A 19920-nucleotide genomic window follows, 5' to 3' on the forward strand; every position below is an offset into this window, starting at 1 on the left:
TTATTACCTTCGCTGAAAAACTTGACGGCTGTCAAGTTTGCTTTTTGCGCGGCGTGGTGCAAGGTCAGGGAGTGAGCAGCCACCCCGCCAATCCGGAGCCGGGCGCGCGTCGGCGTGGCGACAAGCAACGCCAGGCGATCGTGGAGGCCGTGCGCGAACTGCTGCAGGAAAAACCGTTCGCCGAGTTGTCCGTCAGCACCATCAGCCTGCGCGCCGGGGTCGCCCGTTCGGGCTTCTACTTCTATTTCGACTCCAAATACGCCGTGCTGGCACAGCTGATGGCGGAGGCCACCGAGGAGCTCGAGGAACTCACCCAGTACTTCGCGCCACGCCAGGCGGGCGAGTCACCCGAGGAGTTCGCCAAGCGGATGGTCGGCAGCGCCGCCGCCGTCTACGAGCACAACGATCCGGTGGTGACCGCCTGCAACGAGGCCCGCCACACCGACGTGGAGATCCGCGACCTGCTCGACCAGCAGTTCGAGGTGGTGCTGGCGCAGATCGTCGCCATCGTCGAGGCCGAGATGAAGGCCGGGACCGCCAGGCCGATCAGCGACGATCTTCCGACGCTGATCCGCACCCTGACGGGTACCACCGCGCTGGTGTTGACCGGCGACCCGGTTCTGACCGGATCCGACAGCGACCGTGACCGACGGGTGCGCGTGCTCGAGCAGTTGTGGCTGCACGCCCTGTGGTCCGGCCGTCCCTAGCGCCGGTCTGGGTGATACCGGCGGTATCGTCACCGCCATGGCGAACAAGGCGTCCGGGCGGTATTTCGCGGGAAAGCGGTGCTTTGTCACCGGCGCGGCCAGCGGCATCGGCCGCGCGACGGCATTGCGGCTCGCCGCCCAGGGGGCCGAGCTCTACCTGACCGACCGCGACTCCGACGGTCTGGCACTGACGGTGGCCGACGCGCGCGCGCTGGGCGCGCAGGTCCGGGAGCATCGGGCGCTCGATATCGCCGACTACGACCAGGTGGCCGCGTTCGCCGCCGACATCCACGCCGCGCATCCGGCCATGGACGTGGTGCTCAACATCGCCGGCGTATCCGCCTGGGGCACCGTCGACCGGCTGACCCACGAGCAGTGGAGCAAGATGGTCGCCATCAATCTGATGGGCCCGATCCACGTCATCGAGACGTTCGTGCCGCCGATGGTGGCGGCCAAGCGGGGCGGCCATCTGGTCAACGTGTCCTCGGCGGCCGGGTTGGTCGCCCTGCCCTGGCACGCCGCCTACAGCGCCAGCAAGTACGGACTGCGCGGCGTCTCGGAGGTGCTGCGTTTCGATTTGGCCCGCCACCGCATCGGGGTGTCGCTGGTGGTGCCCGGCGCGGTGAACACCCCGCTGGTGGGGACCGTGGAGATCGCCGGTGTGGACCGCGAGGATCCCAACGTCGCCCGGTGGATACGGCGATTCGCCGGCCACGCCGTGTCGCCGGAGAAGGCCGCCGAGAAGATCCTTGCCGGCGTGGCCAAGAACCGATACCTGATCTACACCTCGGCCGACATCCGGGCGCTCTACGCGTTCAAAAGGCTTGCGTGGTGGCCCTATAGCGTCGCCATGCGCCAGGTGAACGTGATCTTCACCCGCGCGCTGCGGCCCGGTCCGCCCAACCCGGCGCCGCTAGTCCGGCATGAGCAACTCCAGCCGCACCCCGAGCAGGCGGACCGGGCGGTCGAGGGAGAATAAATCCAGGACGCGCAAGGCGGCAGCGACGATCGTGTCGCGATCGGTGGTGGGCGCGTCGAGTTTGCGAATCTTGGTGCGGTGTAGAAGGTTGAGGTTCGCACGGTGACCGCCACCCGCGTCACGACCCGCGCTTCGGCCAGCACGTCGTCCAGCGCTTGTTCGGCCAAACCCGTTACGGCCGCGTTCATCTCGGCGCGATCGGTGAGGTCGCGGGGAAAGGTGACGACGTGGCTGCGCGAGCGCGGCACCCACGGCTCGGCGCTGACGTGGCTGTCACCCCCACCCTTGGCCAACAGCAGGAGCCACAGCCCGGTGCGCGCCCCGAACGTGGCCGTCAACAACTCGGCGTCGCTGTGGGCCAGTTGCCAAACCGTCGTAATCTCAAGATCCGCAAGCTTTTTCGCGGTCTTGGGCCCCACGCCCCATAGCGCGTCGACCGGACGGTCGGCCATCAGCGCCATCCAATTCGCATCGGTGAGCACGAAAACGCCGTCGGGCTTGGCGAATCCGGTGGCGACCTTGGCGCGTTGCTTGTTGTCGCTGATGCCGACCGAGCAGGACAGTCCGGTTTCGGTGGAGATGACGCTGCGGATCTGTTGTGCCACCTCGCCGGGGTCCTCGGCGTGGACGGCGACGTAGGCCTCGTCCCATCCCCACACCTCCACCGGATGTCCCAGATCCCGCAGCAGGCCCATGACTTCACCGGACGCCGCGTCGTAGGCGGCCGGGTCGGAGGGGAGGAAGGTCGCATCCGGGCAGCGGCGGGCCGCCGCGCGCAGTGGCATGCCCGCCCGCACACCGAATTCCCGGGCCTCGTAGGAGGCGCAGGTGACGACCTTGCGCGGTTCGCTGGGATCACCGCTGCCGCCGACGATGACGGGCAGCCCGGCCAATTCGGGGCGACGGCGCAACTCGACCGACGCCAGGAATTGGTCGAGGTCCACGTGCAGGACCCAGTCGCGTGCCGCCGCGGACATGCCGACGTTCATCTCCCACAAAGCTTGCGCGCCAAGCTTTCCCACGCGTCGCCCAACGTCCGCAGGGTGTGACCGCCGTCGTTCAGCTGATGCTCCACGTAGTCGGTGTCGAGGAGGGCGAGCAGGGCGTCGGCCTGGACCACGAGGTCGCCGGACGTCTCCGCCGAGGCCAGCAGCACGCGCACGTGCCTGCGCAGGACGGCGGCCGGCGGCCCGTAACGGGTCCGCGGGTCGCGGTTGGCCGCTGACAGCAGCGCGTGATGGGTGTGGGCGAAGCGCATCCGTTCCCGGCCGAAGGCCACCAGCCGATCCAACGGCGGGGCGTCGGGACCGAGCGGTGGGGGACCGAACAGAAACGCCTCCTGGCTGGCGCGTTCGTCCTCGTCGAGCAGCACCATCATCAGGCCGGCCCGGCTGCCGAACCGGCGGAACAGGGTGCCCTTGCCGACGCCGGCGGCCGCGGCGACGTCGTCCATGGTGACGGCGTCGGCCCCGCGCTCGGCGACCAGGCGACGCGCCGCATCCAGCAACAGCGCGCGGTTGCGCAGGGCGTCGCCCCGTTCCTGCGCCGGCAGCTGCGGCACGCACATCGGCAACTCGCCCGACCGTTCGACGCCGCTCACCCTTGCACTTTAACGCCGGAGGAATAAATCGGACCACAGTCCGTTTAGGTCGTGCGAGGATGTATACCAACGACCGAAGGGAACTGCGAGAGTGGCAATCAAAATCTTGGCGTTAGTGGGAAGCCTGCGCGCGGCGTCGATCAACCGCCAGATCGCCGAATTGGCGGCGGCGGTCGCCTCCGACGGCGTCAGCGTCACGCTCTTCGAGGGGCTCGTCGACCTGCCGTTCTACAACGAGGAGATCGACGACGCGATGAACGCCGACGCGCCGCCGCTGGCCCCGGTGGCCGCGCTGCGCGCCGCGGCGGCCGACGCCGACGCCGCCCTGGTGGTCACACCCGAGTACAACGGCAGCATCCCGGCGGTGGTCAAGAACGCGATCGACTGGCTGTCGCGCCCGTTTGGCGACGGCGCGCTGAAGGGCAAGCCGCTGGCCGTCATCGGGGGCTCCTTCGGCCAGTACGGCGGGGTGTGGGCGCACGACGAGACCCGCAAGTCCTTCGGCATCGCCGGCGCGCGGGTCGTCGATTCGATCAAACTGTCCGTGCCGTTCAAGACGCTGGAAGGCAGGCCGCCCGCCGAGCATGCCGAGCTGTCGGCGAACGTGCGCGACGTGGTGGGCAAGCTCGCCGCCGAAGCCGGCTGATTGGCGGAAGTCGACAAGCCGTCCGGGAGGTGACCAGCGGGGTTGCCGCCGACGAATAGCCAAAGCCGCCAGCACCGTCTGGCGGCTTTGCTAGCTGTCGCTGGACCCGTCGCGGCCAGCGGTTCGAAACCGGGGTTGTCGGTGGCCGCTGCTATACCGATACCCGGAGGCGCCTTGGCCTCGGTGTGTGATCTGCGACACGCCGGGGCGGGTTCCCAAATTTGTTCGACACAGGCCTCACGACCAGGGAATTTCAGAAATGTTATTCAGAACATCTTGTATCTCGACATCTTGTCAGCCACTAGGTGTAGTGTTTCGATGCACCGGCGGATCCCAGGATCGCCAAGCCAGCCAGGCTCGGTGAACCCCCCGAAATCGGCGCGAAGTGGTCGAAGACAGGTCTTCGGCACTGGTCGCCGCAGGACGGGAATCTGGGCGCCTGCCGGATCGCTGAACCTAGCAAAGACGCAGTCCAAAAGTAGTTGCCAGTCCATTGGGTCCCCCTCTTCCGCAAAGGAGCGGCATTCTATGAGCATCACCGTGTACACCAAGCCGGCATGCGTGCAGTGCAGCGCCACCTACAAGGCGCTGGACAAGCAGGGCATCGTCTACGACACGGTCGACATCACGTTGGACTCCGAGGCGCGTGATTACGTGATGGCGCTGGGCTATCTGCAGGCTCCCGTCGTGGTGGCCGGCAACGACCACTGGTCGGGTTTCCGGCCCGATCGCATCAAGGCGCTCGCCGCGGTGGAACTCAGCGCGTAAGGCAAGACGTTAGGTAAGGAGTTGCCGCACCATGGACACCACGGGGCGCAACCTGGTCTATTTCTCCTCCGTGTCGGAGAACACCCACCGCTTCGTGGAGAAGCTGGGGATTCCCGCCACGCGGATACCGCTGCACGGCCGTATCGAGGTGGACCAGCCGTACGTCCTGGTGCTGCCCACCTACGGCGGCGGGCGGGCCACTCCTGACCTCAACGCCGGCGGCTATGTCCCCAAACAGGTCATCGCCTTTTTGAACAATGAGCACAACCGTTCGTTGATCCGCGGCGTCATCGCCGCGGGCAACAACAACTTCGGCGCCGAATTCGCCTACGCGGGCGACGTGATCTCACGCAAGTGCGGCGTCCCATACCTCTATCGCTTCGAACTCATGGGAACCCAGGACGACGTGGATGCCGTCCGCGCGGGCTTAGCCGATTTCTGGAAGGAACAGACGTGTCAACAACCGTCGCTGCAGAGCCTGTAACCACCGGAGCCCACGCGTTGCCGGGGGAGACGGATTACCACGCGCTCAACGCGATGCTGAATCTGTACGACGCGGACGGCAAGATTCAGTTCGACAAGGACCGCGAGGCCGCGCATCAGTACTTCCTGCAGCACGTCAACCAGAACACGGTGTTCTTCCACAATCAGGACGAGAAGCTGGACTACCTGATCAAGGAGAACTATTACGAGCGCGAGGTTCTCGACCAGTACAGCCGCAACTTCGTCAAGACGCTGCTGGACCGGGCCTACGCCAAGAAGTTCCGGTTCCCGACGTTCCTGGGCGCGTTCAAGTACTACACCTCCTACACGCTGAAGACGTTCGACGGGAAGCGCTACCTGGAGCGCTTCGAGGACCGCGTGGTCATGGTGGCGCTGACGCTGGCCGCCGGTGACACCATCCTCGCCGAGAAGCTCGTCGACGAGATCATCGACGGACGGTTCCAGCCGGCCACCCCGACGTTTTTGAACTCGGGCAAAAAGCAGCGCGGCGAGCCGGTGAGCTGCTTTCTGCTGCGCATCGAAGACAACATGGAGTCCATCGGGCGATCGATCAACTCCGCGCTGCAGCTGTCCAAGCGCGGCGGGGGAGTTGCGTTGCTGCTGAGCAACATCCGCGAGCACGGCGCCCCGATCAAGAACATCGAGAACCAGTCCTCGGGCGTCATCCCGATCATGAAGCTGCTCGAGGACTCGTTCTCCTACGCCAACCAGCTCGGGGCGCGCCAGGGCGCGGGCGCGGTGTACCTGCACGCGCACCACCCCGACATCTACCGATTCCTGGACACCAAGCGCGAGAACGCCGACGAGAAGATCCGCATCAAGACGCTGAGCCTGGGCGTGGTGATTCCCGACATTACCTTCGAGCTGGCCAAGAAGAACGAGGACATGTACCTGTTCTCGCCCTATGACGTCGAGCGGGTGTACGGCCTGCCGTTCGCCGACATCTCGGTCACCGAGAAGTACTACGAGATGGTCGACGACGCCCGCATTCGCAAGACCAAGATCAAGGCGCGCGAGTTCTTCCAGACGCTGGCCGAGCTGCAGTTCGAATCCGGCTACCCCTACATCATGTTCGAGGACACGGTGAACCGGGCAAACCCGATCGACGGCAAGATCACCCACTCGAACCTGTGCTCGGAGATCCTGCAGGTCTCCACGCCGTCGGTGTTCAACGATGACCTGTCGTATGCCAAAGTGGGCAAGGACATTTCGTGCAACCTGGGGTCGCTGAACATCGCCAAGACGATGGACTCGCCCGACTTCGCCCAGACCATCGAGGTGGCGATCCGCGCGCTGACGGCGGTGAGCGATCAGACGCACATCACCTCGGTGCCCTCAATCGAGCAGGGCAACAACGAGTCCCACGCGATCGGGCTCGGACAGATGAACCTGCACGGCTATTTGGCCCGCGAGCGCATCCACTACGGCTCCGAAGAGGGCGTCGACTTCACCAACATCTACTTCTACACCGTGCTCTACCACGCGCTGCGCGCGTCGAATCGCATTGCGATCGAACGGGGAAGCAAGTTCGGTGGCTTCGAGAGGTCGAAATACGCCTCGGGTGAGTTCTTCGACAAGTACACCGAGCAGGTGTGGGAGCCGGCCACCCCGCGGGTCCGCGAGATCTTCGCCGAGGCGGGCATTCGCATTCCGACGCAAGACGATTGGCGGCGGCTGAAGGAGTCGGTGCAGGAGCACGGCATCTACAACCAGAACCTGCAGGCCGTCCCGCCGACGGGGTCGATCAGCTACATCAACCACTCGACCAGCTCGATCCACCCGGTGGCGAGCAAGATCGAGATCCGCAAGGAAGGCAAGATCGGCCGCGTCTACTACCCGGCGCCGTATCTGACCAACGACAACCTGGAGTACTACCAGGACGCCTACGAGATCGGCTACGAGAAGATCATCGACACCTACGCCGCGGCCACCCAGCACGTGGATCAGGGGCTGTCGCTGACGCTGTTCTTCAAGGACACGGCCACCACCCGCGACGTGAACAAGGCGCAGATCTACGCCTGGCGCAAGGGAATCAAGACGCTGTACTACATCCGTCTTCGCCAGCTGGCATTGGAGGGCACCGAGGTCGAGGGCTGCGTGTCCTGCATGCTGTAGGACACCGATTCACTCTCCGGGAGTGCTTTACAGGTTGTCGGCGCCCCAGCTGGCAAGCCGGTGTTCGCGCTCGGCGGGATCGATGTCTTCGACCCTTGTCATGATCGACCAGCGTTGCCCGAAAGGGTCGACGATTGAGCCGAACCGGTCGCCCGTGACGAAGGTCTGGGCCTCTTCGCGTACCGTCGCGCCCGCTCGCTGGGCCCGCGCCAGCACGGCGTCGACGTCGGTGCAGTAAAACACCACCGAATGGGTCACCGATTCTGTCCGGCCGGGGGCTTCGAGGTGGTAGCCGGGGTTGGGATCGGACAGCTGCAACCTGCCGTGGCCGAAGTCCAGTTCCGCGTGCGCGATCGTGTCATTCGGTCCGGCCATCTTCTCGACGAGTGTCGCGCCGAAGACGTCGATGTAAAAGCTGATGGCGGCTTCGGCGCCATCGACGACCAAGAACGGGGTCAAACTCGTGTAGCCCTCGGGAATCGGTTGCACATTCATGCAATCCAGGTTGGCTAGATTCGTCATGTGGAGGCTTGGAAAAACGCGCCACAGGCGATCGGTCCCCAGCCGGGGGTGGTCGGACGCGCGGGCAGCGCATCGACGTTCGACCTCCGTCGCCAAGCGCCGTCGCAGGCCGCAGCCAAGTTCGTCGAGCATTTTTGGTCGGTGTGCTGGGATCTGACGGGACAGCCGCCGCGTGAAAGTCAGGTGATCACTTTCCCGTCGATCAACCTGAGCCATGAATGGGGCACCGACTCCCCGCGCCATGGATTCGCTTTGCCCGCCACGTTGGTACACGGCGTCGTCGAGAGGGTCTTCACCATCACGTTGTCGGGGCGTGGTGCGGTTGTCGGTGCGCGCTTCCGCGCCGGCGGGTTCACCGCCCGATTCGGACGCGATGCGGCTGCGCTGACCGGCCGAATCGTTCGAGTCGACGACGACTTGTTCAGCGGTCCAACGCTTTTCGACGACGACATCGAGCTCGCCGCCGCACAACTGGACATGGCGATCGGCGCTGCGAGCATCTGCGACCCGACCTACGACGCCCTCACGGCGCTGCTCCGCCGGATGCACGACGACGAGGCTTTGCACCGCGTGGAGCAGGTGATGGCGTGCTCGCCCTGGAGCGCGCGAACCACTCAGCGCGTGTTCCGGCGCTATGTCGGTGTGCCGGTCAAGTGGGTGCTGTGCCGTTACCGCCTGCAGCAAGCTGCGTTGGCGATCGAGAGCGATCGACGCGTCGACTTCGCCGACCTGGCCGTCCGGCTCGGCTGGTATGACCAGGCGCATTTCACCAACGAGTTCCGGTCGATGCTCGGCTGCAGCCCGGGCGAGTACGCCCAGCGGCACCGTTAACCGCGGTGTCTTCGTCTGGGCCAGTCTGCCCAGGTCAGAAGCGACGACGGGGTAAAGTGCGTGAGGTGGTGAGAATGCCTCGACCTCCCAGGCCCCACCCGGCCGCCAAGCCGGGGGCCAAGGTCGACGCGCGCAGCGAACGCTGGCGCGAGCACCGCAAGAAGGTGCGCGGCGAGATCGTCGACGCGGCGTTCCGCGCCATCGACCGCCTGGGACCCGAGCTCTCCGTGCGGGAGATCGCCGAGGAGGCGGGCACCGCCAAACCGAAGATCTACCGGCATTTTCACGACAAGTCCGACCTGTTCCAGGCGATCGGGGAGCGGCTGCGCGACATGTTGTGGGCGGCGATCTTCCCGTCCATCGACCTGAAAACGGACTCGTCCCGCGAGGTGATCCGGCGCGCCGTCGAGGAGTACGTCAACCTGGTCGACAAGCACCCCAACGTGCTGCGGGTCTTCATTCAGGGCCGCTCGGCGGCGAGCCCTCAGATCCTCAACGAGGGACGCGGCATCACCCTGGCGGTGGCCGACATGTTCGACAACGAGTTGCGCGAGATGGAGCTGGACCACGCGGCCGTCGAGCTGGCCGGGAACGCGGCGTTCGGCTGCGCCGCCTCGGCCACCGAGTGGTGGCTGGGCCCCGACCCCGACAGCCCGCTTCGCATGCCGCGCGAGCAATTCGTCGCCCACCTCACGACCATCATGATGGGGGTCATCGTCGGCACCGCCGAGGCGCTCGGCATCCGCATGGACCCTGACGAGCCGATCCACAGCGTGGTCCCGGCCAACCGCGCCGCGGGCTGAGAACCTTCGGCACGTTGACATCGCCCTGGCGATCGTCAACACTCGTCCCAACCGATACCCTGGGTACTGGGTATCTGCGCCAGCCGGGCGGCTACGGCCGAGGATGCCGGCGAGCGCCGACCCGAGACTGGCCCGACTAGAAAGACCGATCGACCGTGACCGACGTCGTGACACACACCGAGACCGCCCCGGTTCCGGCGGCCAAGGCCTCCAAACCCGTCCACACCCGCGCCGTCATCATCGGGACCGGGTTCTCCGGCCTGGGGATGGCCATCGCGCTGCAGAAACAGGGTGTGGGCTTCGTCATCCTGGAAAAGGCCGACGACATCGGCGGCACCTGGCGCGACAACAGCTACCCCGGGTGCGCCTGCGACATCCCGTCGCACCTGTATTCGTTTTCGTTCGAGCCCAAGCCGGACTGGAAGAACCCGTTCTCGTATCAGCCCGAGATCTGGGACTATCTCCAGGGCGTCACAGAGAAGTACGGGCTGCGCCGCTACATCGAGTTCAACTCGCTGGTGGATCGGGCCCACTGGGACGACGACGAGCACCGCTGGCACGTGTTCACCGCCGACGGGCGCGAATACGTCGCGCAGTTCCTGATCTCGGGCGCCGGCGCGCTGCACATCCCGTCCATGCCCGACATCGAGGGTCGCGACGAATTCGCCGGTCCCGCTTTCCATTCCGCGGAGTGGGACCACAGCGTCGACCTGACCGGCAAGCGGGTGGCGGTGATCGGTACCGGCGCCAGCGCGATCCAGATCGTGCCGGAGATCGTCGGGCAGGTCGCCGAACTTCAGCTCTACCAACGCACCCCGCCGTGGGTGGTGCCGCGCTCGAACCCCGAGATCCCGTTGGCGGTGCGCCGGGCCATGGAGAACGTGCCCGGCCTGCGCGCGCTCGTGCGACTTGTCATCTACTGGGGCCAGGAGGCTTTGGCCTTCGGCATGACCAAGCGGCCCAACCTGCTCAAGTTCATTGAGGCGTACTGCAAGTACAACATTCGCCGATCGGTCAAGGATCGGGAGTTGCGCCGCAAGCTGATTCCCAACTACCGCGTCGGGTGCAAGCGCATCCTGAACTCCTCCACCTATTACGGTGCGGTCGCCGACCCGAAGACCGAACTGGTCACCGACCACATCGCCCGGATCACCGCCGACGGCATCGACACCGTCGACGGCACGCACCGCCAGGCCGACGTGATCGTGTACGCCACCGGCTTTCACGTCACCGACTCCTACACCTACGTCCAGATCAAGGGCCTGCACGGCGAGGATCTGGTGGACCGCTGGAACCGCGAGGGCATCGGCGCCCACCGCGGGATCACCGTGGCCGACGTGCCCAACCTGTTCTTCCTGCTGGGCCCCAACACCGGGCTGGGACACAACTCGGTGGTGTTCATGATCGAGTCCCAAATCCGTTACGTCGCCGACGCGATCGCCACCTGCGACAAGCTGGGCGCGCAGGCGCTCGCCCCGACCCGGGCCGCCCAGGACGAGTTCAACGACGAGCTGCAGCGCCGGCTGGGCCCGTCGGTGTGGAACAGCGGCGGCTGCAGCAGCTGGTATCTGGACGAGCACGGCAAGAACACCGTGCTGTGGGGCGGCTACACCTGGGAGTACTGGCGGGCCACGCGCTCGGTCAGGCCCGCGGAGTATCAGTTCTTCGGGGTCGGCACGGGCAGGCACGCGGCCGCCGTGCAAAGTTGAGCCAATTCGTTTGGAGATTTGGCCGCCGCCGGGCGTTACAGTGACAGGGAAATGAGCGCCTATCAGACCGTCGTGGTCGGCACCGATGGCTCGGACTCGTCGCTGCTCGCGGTGGAGCGCGCGGCGGCGATCGCCGCGGACCACGGCGCGCGATTGATCGTGGTGACGGCGCATCTCCCCGTCCCCAAGGAACGCGGCCGCTACGCCATCCCGCCGGGGAGCGACCACGGCCAGGACTATCGGACGGTTGGGGAGGCCCCGTACTACAGGATCCTTCGCGACGCCACGGAACGGGCGCACCAAGCGGGGGCCAATAACGTGGAGGAACGGTCGATCGTCGGCGCGCCCATCAACGTGCTGGTGCAGGTCGCCGAGGAGGTCCGTGCCGACCTGATGGTCGTGGGCAACGTCGGGCTCAACAGCGTCGCCGGGCGGCTGCTGGGATCGGTGCCGTCCGAGGTCTCCCGCCGGGTCAAGACCGATGTCCTGATCGTGCACACCGCCAACTGAGGCACCGGTACGAATCAGCGGAGCAGTTCCGCGAAGGCGCGCGCGGCCGCGTCCACGCCGGCGTCATCGTCGGTGGCCACGAGATCCAGTAGCAGGCCACGGATTACGGCCAGCCCGAGCCTCGCCAGGGCGGGGTCGACCGGGCCGTCGGCGGCCTCCTTGACCTCGCCCAGCCAGCCGTCGACGGCGCCGGGAACCATTCGCGCGAAAGGCTTTTCGCCCTGCGCGGCGCGGGCGTAACACTCGAAGAAGAGGCGCTCGAACTGTCGCAGTTCGGGCCGGCGGACATCGGCCCACATGGCGGCGAAGCCCTCGACCGGGTCGTCGGGCAACTCGGCCAGCAGCCCCATCTGGCGGCGCTCGACCTCCTCGACGATCGCTACCAGCAGTCCTTCCCGAGACCCGAAGTGGTGCAACAACATTCGGTGACTGGTGCCGACCGCGTCGGCCACCGCGCGCAGCGACCGGTCGCCGACGCCGCCGGTGGCGAACTCGGTGACGAGGGCATCGAGGAGTTGGCGGCGCCGCTCGGTGTCAGTGGTGCGCGCCATCGGCGCGGCTGAGCTGCTCGGAGCGGGCCTTGAGGCCCTGGGCCTCGAGTTTGAGGTATCGCCGGGTCATCGATCGCATGAGCCGCCCGACCAGCGCGCCGAGCATGCCGTTCTGGTCGATGCGCTGGCGCACCAGGGTGCCGCCGCCCGGCTGGGCGATCACGTCATGGCGGGCGCTGGCCCGCGCGCCGGGGGCGCGTTGCTCCCAGGTCCAGGACGTCCCCGGCTCGAGCTCGGTGATCTTCCAGACCAGCTTCGACATGCGTGGCTGCTTGATCGCGAACCGCTTGCCGACCGCGAGCCCGGGCCCGTCCACCGCGGCCAGCGACGTCACCGAGGCCGTCCACTCGGGCCAGCGCTCGACATCGCTGAACACCTTCCACACCACGTGCGCCGGCGCGTCGATCTCGACGCTGTCTTCGGTAATCATGTACCAAATGGTACATCCCGCTCCCCGGTTGTGGCCACGAAACGTCGGCCCGCGCGCGCATACTGGAGTGAAGAGGCAAATCCGGCGGCCCGCGGGCGTCCGCGACACGCAAAACACAACTTCTTGTGTTGCGCTCGGTTGTCGTACCCCAGGGGTAGTGTCTGGAGCCTGACGTCCCTCAGGCAAAACGGCGTGTGAAGCGGGGTTCTGGTGACCGAAAACATGAAGCTGATCGACCGCGTTTCGGCGATCAACTGGAACCGGCTGCAGGACGAAAAAGACGCGGAGGTGTGGGACCGGCTCACCGGCAACTTCTGGTTGCCCGAGAAGGTGCCGGTGTCCAACGACCTGCCGTCGTGGGGCACCCTGACCGCCCACGAAAAGCAGATGACCATGCGGGTGTTCACCGGCCTGACGCTGCTGGACACCATCCAGGGCACGGTCGGGGCGGTCAGCCTCATTCCCGACGCGCTGACCCCGCACGAGGAGGCCGTCTACACCAACATCGCCTTCATGGAGTCGGTGCACGCGCGCAGCTACAGCAACATCTTCTCCACGCTGTGCTCGACGGCCGAGATCGACGACGCGTTCCGCTGGTCGGAGGAGAACCCCAACCTGCAGCGCAAGGCCGAGATCGTCATGCAGTACTACAAGGGCGACGAACCGCTCAAGCGCAAGGTCGCCTCCACGCTGCTGGAAAGCTTCCTCTTCTACTCCGGCTTCTACCTGCCGATGTACTGGTCGAGCCGGGCCAAGCTGACCAACACCGCCGACATGATCCGGCTGATCATCCGCGACGAGGCCGTCCACGGCTACTACATCGGCTACAAATTCCAGCGCGGCCTGGCGCTGGTCGACGACGCACGCAAGCAGGAGCTCAAGGACTACACCTACGAGTTGCTCTTCGAGCTCTACGACAACGAGGTGGAGTACACCCAGGACCTCTACGACGAGGTCGGGCTCACCGAGGACGTCAAGAAGTTCCTGCGCTACAACGCCAACAAGGCGCTGATGAACCTCGGCTACGAGGCGCTGTTCCCGCGCGACGAGACTGACGTGAACCCGGCGATACTGTCGGCGCTCTCACCGAACGCCGACGAGAACCACGACTTCTTCTCCGGCTCGGGCTCGTCGTACGTGATCGGCAAGGCCGTCGTCACCGAGGACGAGGACTGGGACTTCTAGCAGGGCATTCAGCCAAGCGGTGTGTGAACGCCGCGTGAATTGTGGCGACCCCGCGGCGGCCCGGTGGCGCCGCCGGCCGGGTTGCCGGGAGACTGGTGGGCGTGGCGATTACCCCATCTTCTACGGCCGCTTTCTTCCGTTCAGTGATCCAGTGGCTGCAATGCGGCTACCCCGACGGCGTTCCCGGACCCGACCGTGTACCGCTGTTGGAGCTGCTGCGCAGCACCCCGCTGACAGAGGACCAGATCAAGGAAGTCGTCGACGCGATAGACGAGGAAACCAAGCCGGGCGAGGAGATCAACCGCGACGTGATCGCCGATTTCATCTCCGACATGACCCACTACGACGCCGGCCCGGAGAACATCGCGCGGGTGGCCGCCCGGCTGGCCGCGGCGGGCTGGCCGCTGGCGGGCATCACAAACCCGCCCGAGGCGGCCGAAAATCCCGGCGCGGCCAACGGCAAGGCCGAACCGGCCCCGCACACGGCGTCCTGAGCCGCTACAGCTTCGAGATGTCGATGACGAAGCGGTAGCGGACGTCGCTGGCCAGGACGCGCTCGTACGCCTCGTTGATGTAGTCGGGGTCGATGACCTCGATTTCGGGCGTCACGTTGTGTTCGGCGCAGAAGTCCAGCATTTCCTGGGTCTCGGCGATCCCGCCGATGTTCGACCCGGACAGGCTGCGGCGTGCCAGCGCCAGCGGGAACGCGCCGACTTCCATGGGGTGCTCGGGGATGCCCAGTTCGACGAGGGTGCCGTCGACGTCGAGCAGGCTCAGGTAGTCGTTGAGCTTCAGGTTCGCCGAGACGGTGTTGAGCATCAGGTCGAAGCTGCTGCGCAACTTCTTGAAGGTCTCGGGGTCGGCGGTGGCGTAGTAATGCTTGGCGCCCAGCCGCAGCCCGTCTTCCATCTTCTTCAGCGACTGCGAGAGCACGGTGACCTCGGCGCCCATCGCCGCGCCCAGCTTGACGCCCATGTGCCCCAGGCCGCCCAGGCCGATGATCGCCAGCCGGGTGCCCGGCCCGGCCTTCCAGTGCCGCAGCGGCGAGAACAGCGTGATGCCCGCGCACAGCAGCGGCGCCGCCTTGTCCAGCGGCAGCGAGTCGGGGATGCGCAAGACGAAGTTCTCGTCGACGACGACCGCCTGGCTGTACCCGCCCTGCGTCGACGTGCCGTCCTTGTCGATCGAGTTGTAGGTGAAGGTCGCGCCGTTCTTGCAGTACTGCTCGAGCCCGGCGTCGCAGCTGCTGCACCGGCCGCAGGAATTCACCATGCAACCCACGCCGACGTGGTCGCCCACCTTGAACTTGGTGACCTCGGCGCCGACCTCGGTCACGACGCCGGCGATCTCGTGGCCCACGACCACGGGGTAATTCGGCGTGCCCCATTCGCCCTTGGCGGTGTGGATGTCGGAGTGGCAGATGCCGGCGAATTTGATGTCGATCGCCACGTCTCGCGGGCCCGGGTCGCGCCGCTCGATGGTGGTCTTGGTCAGCGGTTCGGTCGCCGACGTGGCGGCGTATGCCGAAACAGTGCGCATGAATATTCCTCTTCGGTCCGATGGCTTCGACCAAAATTTTAGCTAGGGTAACGTTCTTCCGCCAACTATCGGGGCGAACATCACGTTCGACTGGCCCGGCCTCAGTTGATGGGGGCGTTCACCAGGCGCAGGTCGTCGACGATGCCGCGGGCCGCGATCAGCCCCTCGCCGGTTTGCCAGATCTCGTCGTTGACGACATAGACCCGGTTGTCGCGGTTGGCCGACAGCTTGCGCCACGGGCCGCTGTCGAGCACCGTGGCGGCACGGTCGGCGGCGGCCGGGGTGGCGCACGACAGGTACACCACGTCGGCGTCGGCGATGGACAGGTCGGGATCCTTCGCGAGGTCGGCGTCGGTGGCGCCGATCTCGACGTAGGGCTTGTCGGTGAACCGCTGCGTCGCCGGCCGGTCGACGCCGACCGAGCCGAGCACGCTGGCCGGGAAGTTGTTGGCGCCGTAGACCCGGATCGCCTGGGTGGTCAGCCGCACGATCGACGCCTGAAAGTGGGAGGCGTCGTGGCGCGCGCCTACGTCGGTCGCCCGTTTCGCGAACCCGCCGAGCAACCCGTCCATCGCGGTGCCGCGCGCGGTGGCGGCGCCGACGGCGCGCAGGTTGTCCTCCCACCCCGCGCCCGGCGCGCCGGTGAACACCGTCGGGGCGATCGCCGCCAGCTGCGGATACAGGGTGGGCGTCAACCCCTGGGAGCCCAGGATGAGATCCGGGTGGGCCGCCTCGATCGCCTTCACGTCCGGGTGGGAGCGCGTGCCGGCGCCGGGCACACCGTGCACCGCGCCACCGAGATAGGCGGGCTGGGTCGGCGAGCCGTCCGGCAGCGCGGCGGCGACCACCCGCGATTGCAGGCCCAGGGCGCACAACGCGTCGAGCTGATCGCCGGAGAGCACCACGATGCGCTGCGGGTCGGCGGGCACCTGCACCACGTCCGGCTCGACGCCGGCGGCGTTGTGGACGCGCCGCTTCGCGGCCCCCGCGTCGGCCTCGGCGGCCTCGCGGGCGCACGAATCGTCGGGCCGGCGGTCGTTTCCGAGCACCCCGGCCCCCGCGATCTGCGTGGTGGGGGTGACCAGCGAACGGGCCGGGGGCGTGGCGGCGGGCCGGTGGGATCCGCAGCCGCCGCATGCCAGCACGACCGCGGCCGCCACGGCGCCGGCGACGGCGAACCCGGGGGCCAGCCGGGGGGGTCTGATCACGCCGAACGACACGCGTCAGACGCTAACATCGCCGACCCCCATGGCGATCGCGAGCGCGGCGGAGCCGGGCGAAGCGGGTCGCCACCATCGACCGGTGGCGATCGCGAGCGCGGCGGAGCCGGGCGAAGCGGGTCGCCACCATCGACCCCTCCCGGCGCCGCGACGAAGGACGCGGCGCCCCGCAGACCCGTTTACGACAGTTTGTAGGACCAGCCCTGACGTCGCCATCATCGACGGCTAAGATTCGACTCAATAGTGATGTTGGGCCAGTGTCCGATCCGGATGTTTGGAGAAGCTGTTGACAGCCGAAGCGCCCCCCTTGGGAGAACTCGAGGCCGTTCGTCCGTACCCGGACCGCATGGGCCCCAAAGGGAACCTCGTCTACAAACTGATCACGACCACCGATCACAAGCTGATCGGCGTGATGTACACCGTCACCTGCTTCGCCTTCTTCTTCATAGGCGGGCTGATGGCGTTGCTGATGCGCACCGAGCTGGCCGCTCCCGGGCTGCAGTTCCTGTCCAACGAGCAGTTCAACCAGCTGTTCACCATGCACGGCACGATCATGCTGCTGCTCTACGCCACCCCGGTGGTGTTCGGTTTCGCCAACCTGGTGCTGCCGCTGCAGATCGGGGCGCCCGACGTGGCGTTCCCGCGGCTGAACGCCTTCTCGTACTGGCTGTTCTTGTTCGGCGGGCTGATCGCCGCGTCCGGCTTCATCGTCCCGGGTGGGGCCGCCGACTTCGGCTGGACCGCCTACACACCGCTGTCTGACGCCGTCCACTCGCCCGGCGCTGGGGGAGACCTGTGGATCACCGGGCTGATCCTCGCCGGTCTGGGGACCATCCTCGGGGCGGTCAACATGATCACCACCGTGGTGTGCATGCGCGCGCCCGGGATGACGATGTTCCGGATGCCGATCTTCACCTGGAACATCCTGGTGACTTCGATCCTGATCCTGATCGCGTTCCCGATCCTCACCGCCGCGCTGTTCGGACTGGCCGCCGACCGCCATCTGGGCGCCCACATCTACGACGCGTCCAACGGCGGAGTCCTGTTGTGGCAGCACCTGTTCTGGTTCTTCGGCCACCCCGAGGTCTACATCATCGCGCTGCCGTTCTTCGGCATCGTCACCGAGATCATCCCGGTGTTCTCGCGCAAGCCGGTCTTCGGCTACACCACGCTGGTGTACGCGACGCTGTCGATCGCGGCCCTGTCGGTCGCGGTGTGGGCGCACCACATGTTCGCCACCGGAGCCGTTCTGCTGCCGTTCTTCTCGTTCATGACGTACCTGATCGCGGTGCCCACCGGGATCAAGTTCTTCAACTGGATCGGCACAATGTGGAAGGGGCAGTTGACCTTTGAGACACCGATGCTGTTCTCGGTCGGCTTCCTGCTCACCTTCCTGCTCGGTGGCCTGACCGGCGTGATGCTGGCCAGCCCGCCGCTCGACTTCCACGTCACCGACAGCTACTTCGTCGTCGCCCACTTCCACTACGTGCTGTTCGGCACCATCGTGTTCGCGACGTATGCGGGCATCTACTTCTGGTTCCCGAAGATGACCGGCCGCCTGCTCGACGAGCGGCTGGGCAAGCTGCACTTCTGGTTGACGTTCATCGGGTTCCACACCACCTTCCTGGTGCAGCACTGGCTGGGCGACCTCGGCATGCCGCGGCGCTACGCCGACTACCTGCCCAGCGACGGCTTCCAGCCCTACAACATCGCGTCGACAGTGGGCGCCTTCATCCTGGGCGCGTCGATGTTCCCGTTCGTCTGGAACGTCTTCAAGAGCTGGCGCTACGGCGAGGTCGTCACGGTCGACGACCCGTGGGGCTACGGCAACTCCCTGGAGTGGGCGACCAGCTGCCCGCCGCCGCGGCACAACTTCACCGAGCTGCCCCGAATCCGTTCGGAGCGGCCGGCATTCGAGTTGCACTACCCGCACATGGTGGAACGGCTGCGCGCCGAGGCGCATGTGGGCCGGGCGCACGGGCCCGCGGACAAGGACGTCACCAGGCTGGACGACGTCCAGGTTCGCAGCTGATGGCCTGACGGGCGGCTGTCGCGAGTGAACTCACCACCCAAGGTGTCGGTGCTGATCACCGTCACCGGCGTGGACCAACCGGGTGTGACCGCGACCCTTTTCGAGGCGTTGTCGCGGCACGGGGTCGAGCTGCTCAACGTCGAACAGGTGGTGATCCGGCACCGGCTGACGCTCGGCGTGCTGGTGTGCTGCCCGGCGGCCGTCGCCGACGGCGACGAGCTTCGCCACGACGTCGAGTCGGCCATCCGCAAGGTGGGCCTGGACGTCAGCATCGAGCGCAGCGACGACGTGCCGATCATCCGGGAACCCTCGACGCACACCATCTTCGTCCTGGGCCGGCCCATCACCGCCGGCGCGTTCGGCGCGGTGGCCCGCGAGGTCGCCGCGCTGGGCGTCAACATCGACCTGATCCGCGGGGTCTCCGACTATCCGGTGACCGGGCTGGAGTTGCGGGTCTCGGTACCACCCGGGACCGACGGCCGGCTGCGGACCGCCCTGAACCGGGTGTCCAGCGAGGAGCACGTCGACGTCGCGGTCGAGGACTACACGCTGGAGCGGCGGGCCAAGCGGCTCATCGTGTTCGACGTGGACTCCACCCTGGTGCAGGGCGAGGTCATCGAGATGCTGGCGGCCAAGGCGGGCGCCGAGGGCAAGGTCGCCGCGATCACCGACGCCGCGATGCGCGGCGAGCTGGACTTCGCGCAGTCGCTCGAGCAGCGGGTCGCGACGCTGGCGGGCCTGCCCGCCACGGTGATCGACGAGGTCGCCGATCAGCTGGAGCTGATGCCGGGCGCGCGGACCACGCTGCGGACCCTGCGGCGGCTGGGTTACGCGTGCGGCGTGGTCTCCGGGGGCTTCCGCCGGATCATCGAGCCGCTGGCCGAGGAACTGATGCTGGACTACGTCGCGGCCAACGAGCTCGAGATCGTCGACGGCACCCTCACCGGGCGCGTGATCGGCCCCATCGTCGACCGTGCCGGAAAGGCAACGGCGCTAAGGGAATTCGCTCAGCACGCCGGTGTTCCGATGGCGCAGACCGTCGCCGTGGGCGACGGCGCCAACGACATCGACATGCTGGCCGCCGCCGGGCTGGGGATCGCGTTCAACGCCAAGCCCGCGCTGCGCGAAGTCGCCGACGCGTCGCTGAGCCACCCGTATCTGGACACGGTGCTGTTCCTGCTGGGCATCACCCGCGGCGAGATCGAGGCGGCCGACGCGATCGACGGCGAGGTCCGCCGCGTGGAAATCCCGCCCGAGTAGGTTGCTTGT

Annotated in this window: 20 protein-coding genes and 1 pseudogene; 14 read left to right on the forward strand and 7 right to left on the reverse strand. The window is 66.8% G+C overall.

The features are described 5' to 3' along the window. Positions 1 to 71 precede the first annotated feature (71 nt). Positions 72 to 707 carry a TetR/AcrR family transcriptional regulator gene (locus QGN31_RS06815; RefSeq protein WP_008259189.1) on the forward strand — a complete coding sequence of 212 codons (636 nt, stop codon included), beginning with the start codon at positions 72 to 74 and terminating at the stop codon, positions 705 to 707. Positions 708 to 744: 37 nt separating this feature from the next. Then, entirely contained in the window at positions 745 to 1686 is a 942-nt protein-coding gene (locus QGN31_RS06820) for an SDR family oxidoreductase (protein ID WP_008259188.1), read from the forward strand. Here QGN31_RS06820 and QGN31_RS06825 read toward each other — a convergent pair. Both QGN31_RS06825 and QGN31_RS06830 read right to left on the reverse strand, forming a co-directional pair. After that, positions 1621 to 2675 (reverse strand): annotated as a pseudogene (locus QGN31_RS06825) (DNA polymerase IV). The gene QGN31_RS06820 and the pseudogene QGN31_RS06825 overlap by 66 nt on opposite strands. Further along, positions 2672 to 3286, reverse strand: coding sequence for a TetR/AcrR family transcriptional regulator (locus tag QGN31_RS06830; protein ID WP_014942703.1), 615 nt, complete (start codon positions 3284 to 3286; stop codon positions 2672 to 2674). The pseudogene QGN31_RS06825 and the gene QGN31_RS06830 overlap by 4 nt, the downstream one beginning before the upstream one ends. A 91-nt stretch (positions 3287 to 3377) precedes the next feature. On the opposite strand from QGN31_RS06830, the gene QGN31_RS06835 reads away from it, so the two are divergent. The 4 genes from QGN31_RS06835 (at position 3378) to nrdE (ending at position 7319) form a co-directional block, all read left to right on the forward strand. Next, positions 3378 to 3932 carry an NAD(P)H-dependent oxidoreductase gene (locus tag QGN31_RS06835; RefSeq protein ID WP_014942702.1) on the forward strand — a complete coding sequence of 185 codons (555 nt, stop codon included), beginning with the start codon at positions 3378 to 3380 and terminating at the stop codon, positions 3930 to 3932. Between the two features lie 528 nt (positions 3933 to 4460). Next, positions 4461 to 4700 (forward strand): redoxin NrdH, encoded by a 240-nt coding sequence (locus QGN31_RS06840; RefSeq protein WP_008259184.1) that lies wholly within the window; start codon positions 4461 to 4463, stop codon positions 4698 to 4700. Positions 4701 to 4731: 31 nt separating this feature from the next. Then, entirely contained in the window at positions 4732 to 5184 is a 453-nt protein-coding gene (nrdI, locus tag QGN31_RS06845) for a class Ib ribonucleoside-diphosphate reductase assembly flavoprotein NrdI (RefSeq protein ID WP_008259183.1), read from the forward strand. Between the two features lie 17 nt (positions 5185 to 5201). After that, positions 5202 to 7319 carry a class 1b ribonucleoside-diphosphate reductase subunit alpha gene (nrdE, locus tag QGN31_RS06850; protein ID WP_014942701.1) on the forward strand — a complete coding sequence of 706 codons (2118 nt, stop codon included), beginning with the start codon at positions 5202 to 5204 and terminating at the stop codon, positions 7317 to 7319. 27 nt (positions 7320 to 7346) lie between these two features. Here the strand turns inward: nrdE and QGN31_RS06855 are convergent, their stop codons facing one another. Further along, positions 7347 to 7814, reverse strand: a complete 468-nt coding sequence (locus tag QGN31_RS06855) for a VOC family protein (protein ID WP_165576416.1) — start codon at positions 7812 to 7814, stop codon at positions 7347 to 7349. A gap of 27 nt (positions 7815 to 7841) precedes the next feature. On the opposite strand from QGN31_RS06855, the gene QGN31_RS06860 reads away from it, so the two are divergent. The 4 genes from QGN31_RS06860 to QGN31_RS06875 all read left to right on the forward strand — a co-directional run bounded on the left by QGN31_RS06860 (position 7842) and on the right by QGN31_RS06875 (position 11694). Beyond that, complete coding sequence (locus QGN31_RS06860) at positions 7842 to 8672, forward strand: helix-turn-helix domain-containing protein (RefSeq protein WP_043955263.1); 831 nt, start codon at positions 7842 to 7844, stop codon at positions 8670 to 8672. Between the two features lie 74 nt (positions 8673 to 8746). Further along, complete coding sequence (locus QGN31_RS06865) at positions 8747 to 9475, forward strand: TetR/AcrR family transcriptional regulator (RefSeq protein WP_008259177.1); 729 nt, start codon at positions 8747 to 8749, stop codon at positions 9473 to 9475. A 155-nt stretch (positions 9476 to 9630) separates the two neighbouring features. Further along, positions 9631 to 11184: a flavin-containing monooxygenase gene (locus tag QGN31_RS06870; protein WP_008259176.1), complete on the forward strand. Its 1554-nt coding sequence runs from the start codon at positions 9631 to 9633 to the stop codon at positions 11182 to 11184. Between the two features lie 51 nt (positions 11185 to 11235). Further along, positions 11236 to 11694 carry a universal stress protein gene (locus tag QGN31_RS06875; RefSeq protein WP_008259174.1) on the forward strand — a complete coding sequence of 153 codons (459 nt, stop codon included), beginning with the start codon at positions 11236 to 11238 and terminating at the stop codon, positions 11692 to 11694. Positions 11695 to 11708: 14 nt separating this feature from the next. Here QGN31_RS06875 and QGN31_RS06880 read toward each other — a convergent pair whose 3' ends face one another. After that, the gene (locus QGN31_RS06880; RefSeq protein ID WP_014942698.1) at positions 11709 to 12245 is read right to left on the reverse strand and encodes a TetR/AcrR family transcriptional regulator; all 537 of its coding nucleotides are present in this window, start codon (positions 12243 to 12245) and stop codon (positions 11709 to 11711) included. After that, the gene (locus tag QGN31_RS06885; protein ID WP_014942697.1) at positions 12229 to 12675 is read right to left on the reverse strand and encodes an SRPBCC family protein; all 447 of its coding nucleotides are present in this window, start codon (positions 12673 to 12675) and stop codon (positions 12229 to 12231) included. The genes QGN31_RS06880 and QGN31_RS06885 overlap by 17 nt, the downstream gene beginning before the upstream one ends. 210 nt (positions 12676 to 12885) lie before the next feature. Between QGN31_RS06885 and nrdF the strand changes: the two genes are divergently transcribed. Both nrdF and QGN31_RS06895 read left to right on the forward strand, forming a co-directional pair. Next, on the forward strand, positions 12886 to 13860 hold the full coding sequence (nrdF, locus tag QGN31_RS06890; RefSeq protein ID WP_009954743.1) for a class 1b ribonucleoside-diphosphate reductase subunit beta: 975 nt from the start codon (positions 12886 to 12888) through the stop codon (positions 13858 to 13860). 143 nt (positions 13861 to 14003) lie between these two features. Further along, on the forward strand, positions 14004 to 14354 hold the full coding sequence (locus tag QGN31_RS06895) for a DUF3349 domain-containing protein (RefSeq protein ID WP_014383026.1): 351 nt from the start codon (positions 14004 to 14006) through the stop codon (positions 14352 to 14354). A 4-nt stretch (positions 14355 to 14358) separates the two neighbouring features. Here QGN31_RS06895 and QGN31_RS06900 read toward each other — a convergent pair whose 3' ends face one another. Next, positions 14359 to 15399 carry an NAD(P)-dependent alcohol dehydrogenase gene (locus tag QGN31_RS06900; RefSeq protein ID WP_014385512.1) on the reverse strand — a complete coding sequence of 347 codons (1041 nt, stop codon included), beginning with the start codon at positions 15397 to 15399 and terminating at the stop codon, positions 14359 to 14361. Positions 15400 to 15500: 101 nt separating this feature from the next. Beyond that, positions 15501 to 16619 (reverse strand): iron-siderophore ABC transporter substrate-binding protein, encoded by a 1119-nt coding sequence (locus QGN31_RS06905; RefSeq protein WP_014942696.1) that lies wholly within the window; start codon positions 16617 to 16619, stop codon positions 15501 to 15503. A gap of 286 nt (positions 16620 to 16905) precedes the next feature. Here QGN31_RS06905 and ctaD point away from each other — a divergent pair, with 286 nt between their 5' ends. Together ctaD and serB are read left to right on the forward strand one after the other, a co-directional pair. Continuing rightward, positions 16906 to 18651 carry an aa3-type cytochrome oxidase subunit I gene (gene ctaD, locus QGN31_RS06910; RefSeq protein ID WP_008259158.1) on the forward strand — a complete coding sequence of 582 codons (1746 nt, stop codon included), beginning with the start codon at positions 16906 to 16908 and terminating at the stop codon, positions 18649 to 18651. Positions 18652 to 18675: 24 nt separating this feature from the next. Beyond that, positions 18676 to 19911 (forward strand): phosphoserine phosphatase SerB, encoded by a 1236-nt coding sequence (gene serB, locus QGN31_RS06915; protein WP_008259156.1) that lies wholly within the window; start codon positions 18676 to 18678, stop codon positions 19909 to 19911. The last annotated feature ends 9 nt before the right edge of the window (positions 19912 to 19920 follow it).

Origin of the sequence: Mycobacterium sp. 2-64 (assembly GCF_035918375.1) — a bacterium.
Lineage (GTDB): Bacteria > Actinomycetota > Actinomycetes > Mycobacteriales > Mycobacteriaceae > Mycobacterium > Mycobacterium intracellulare.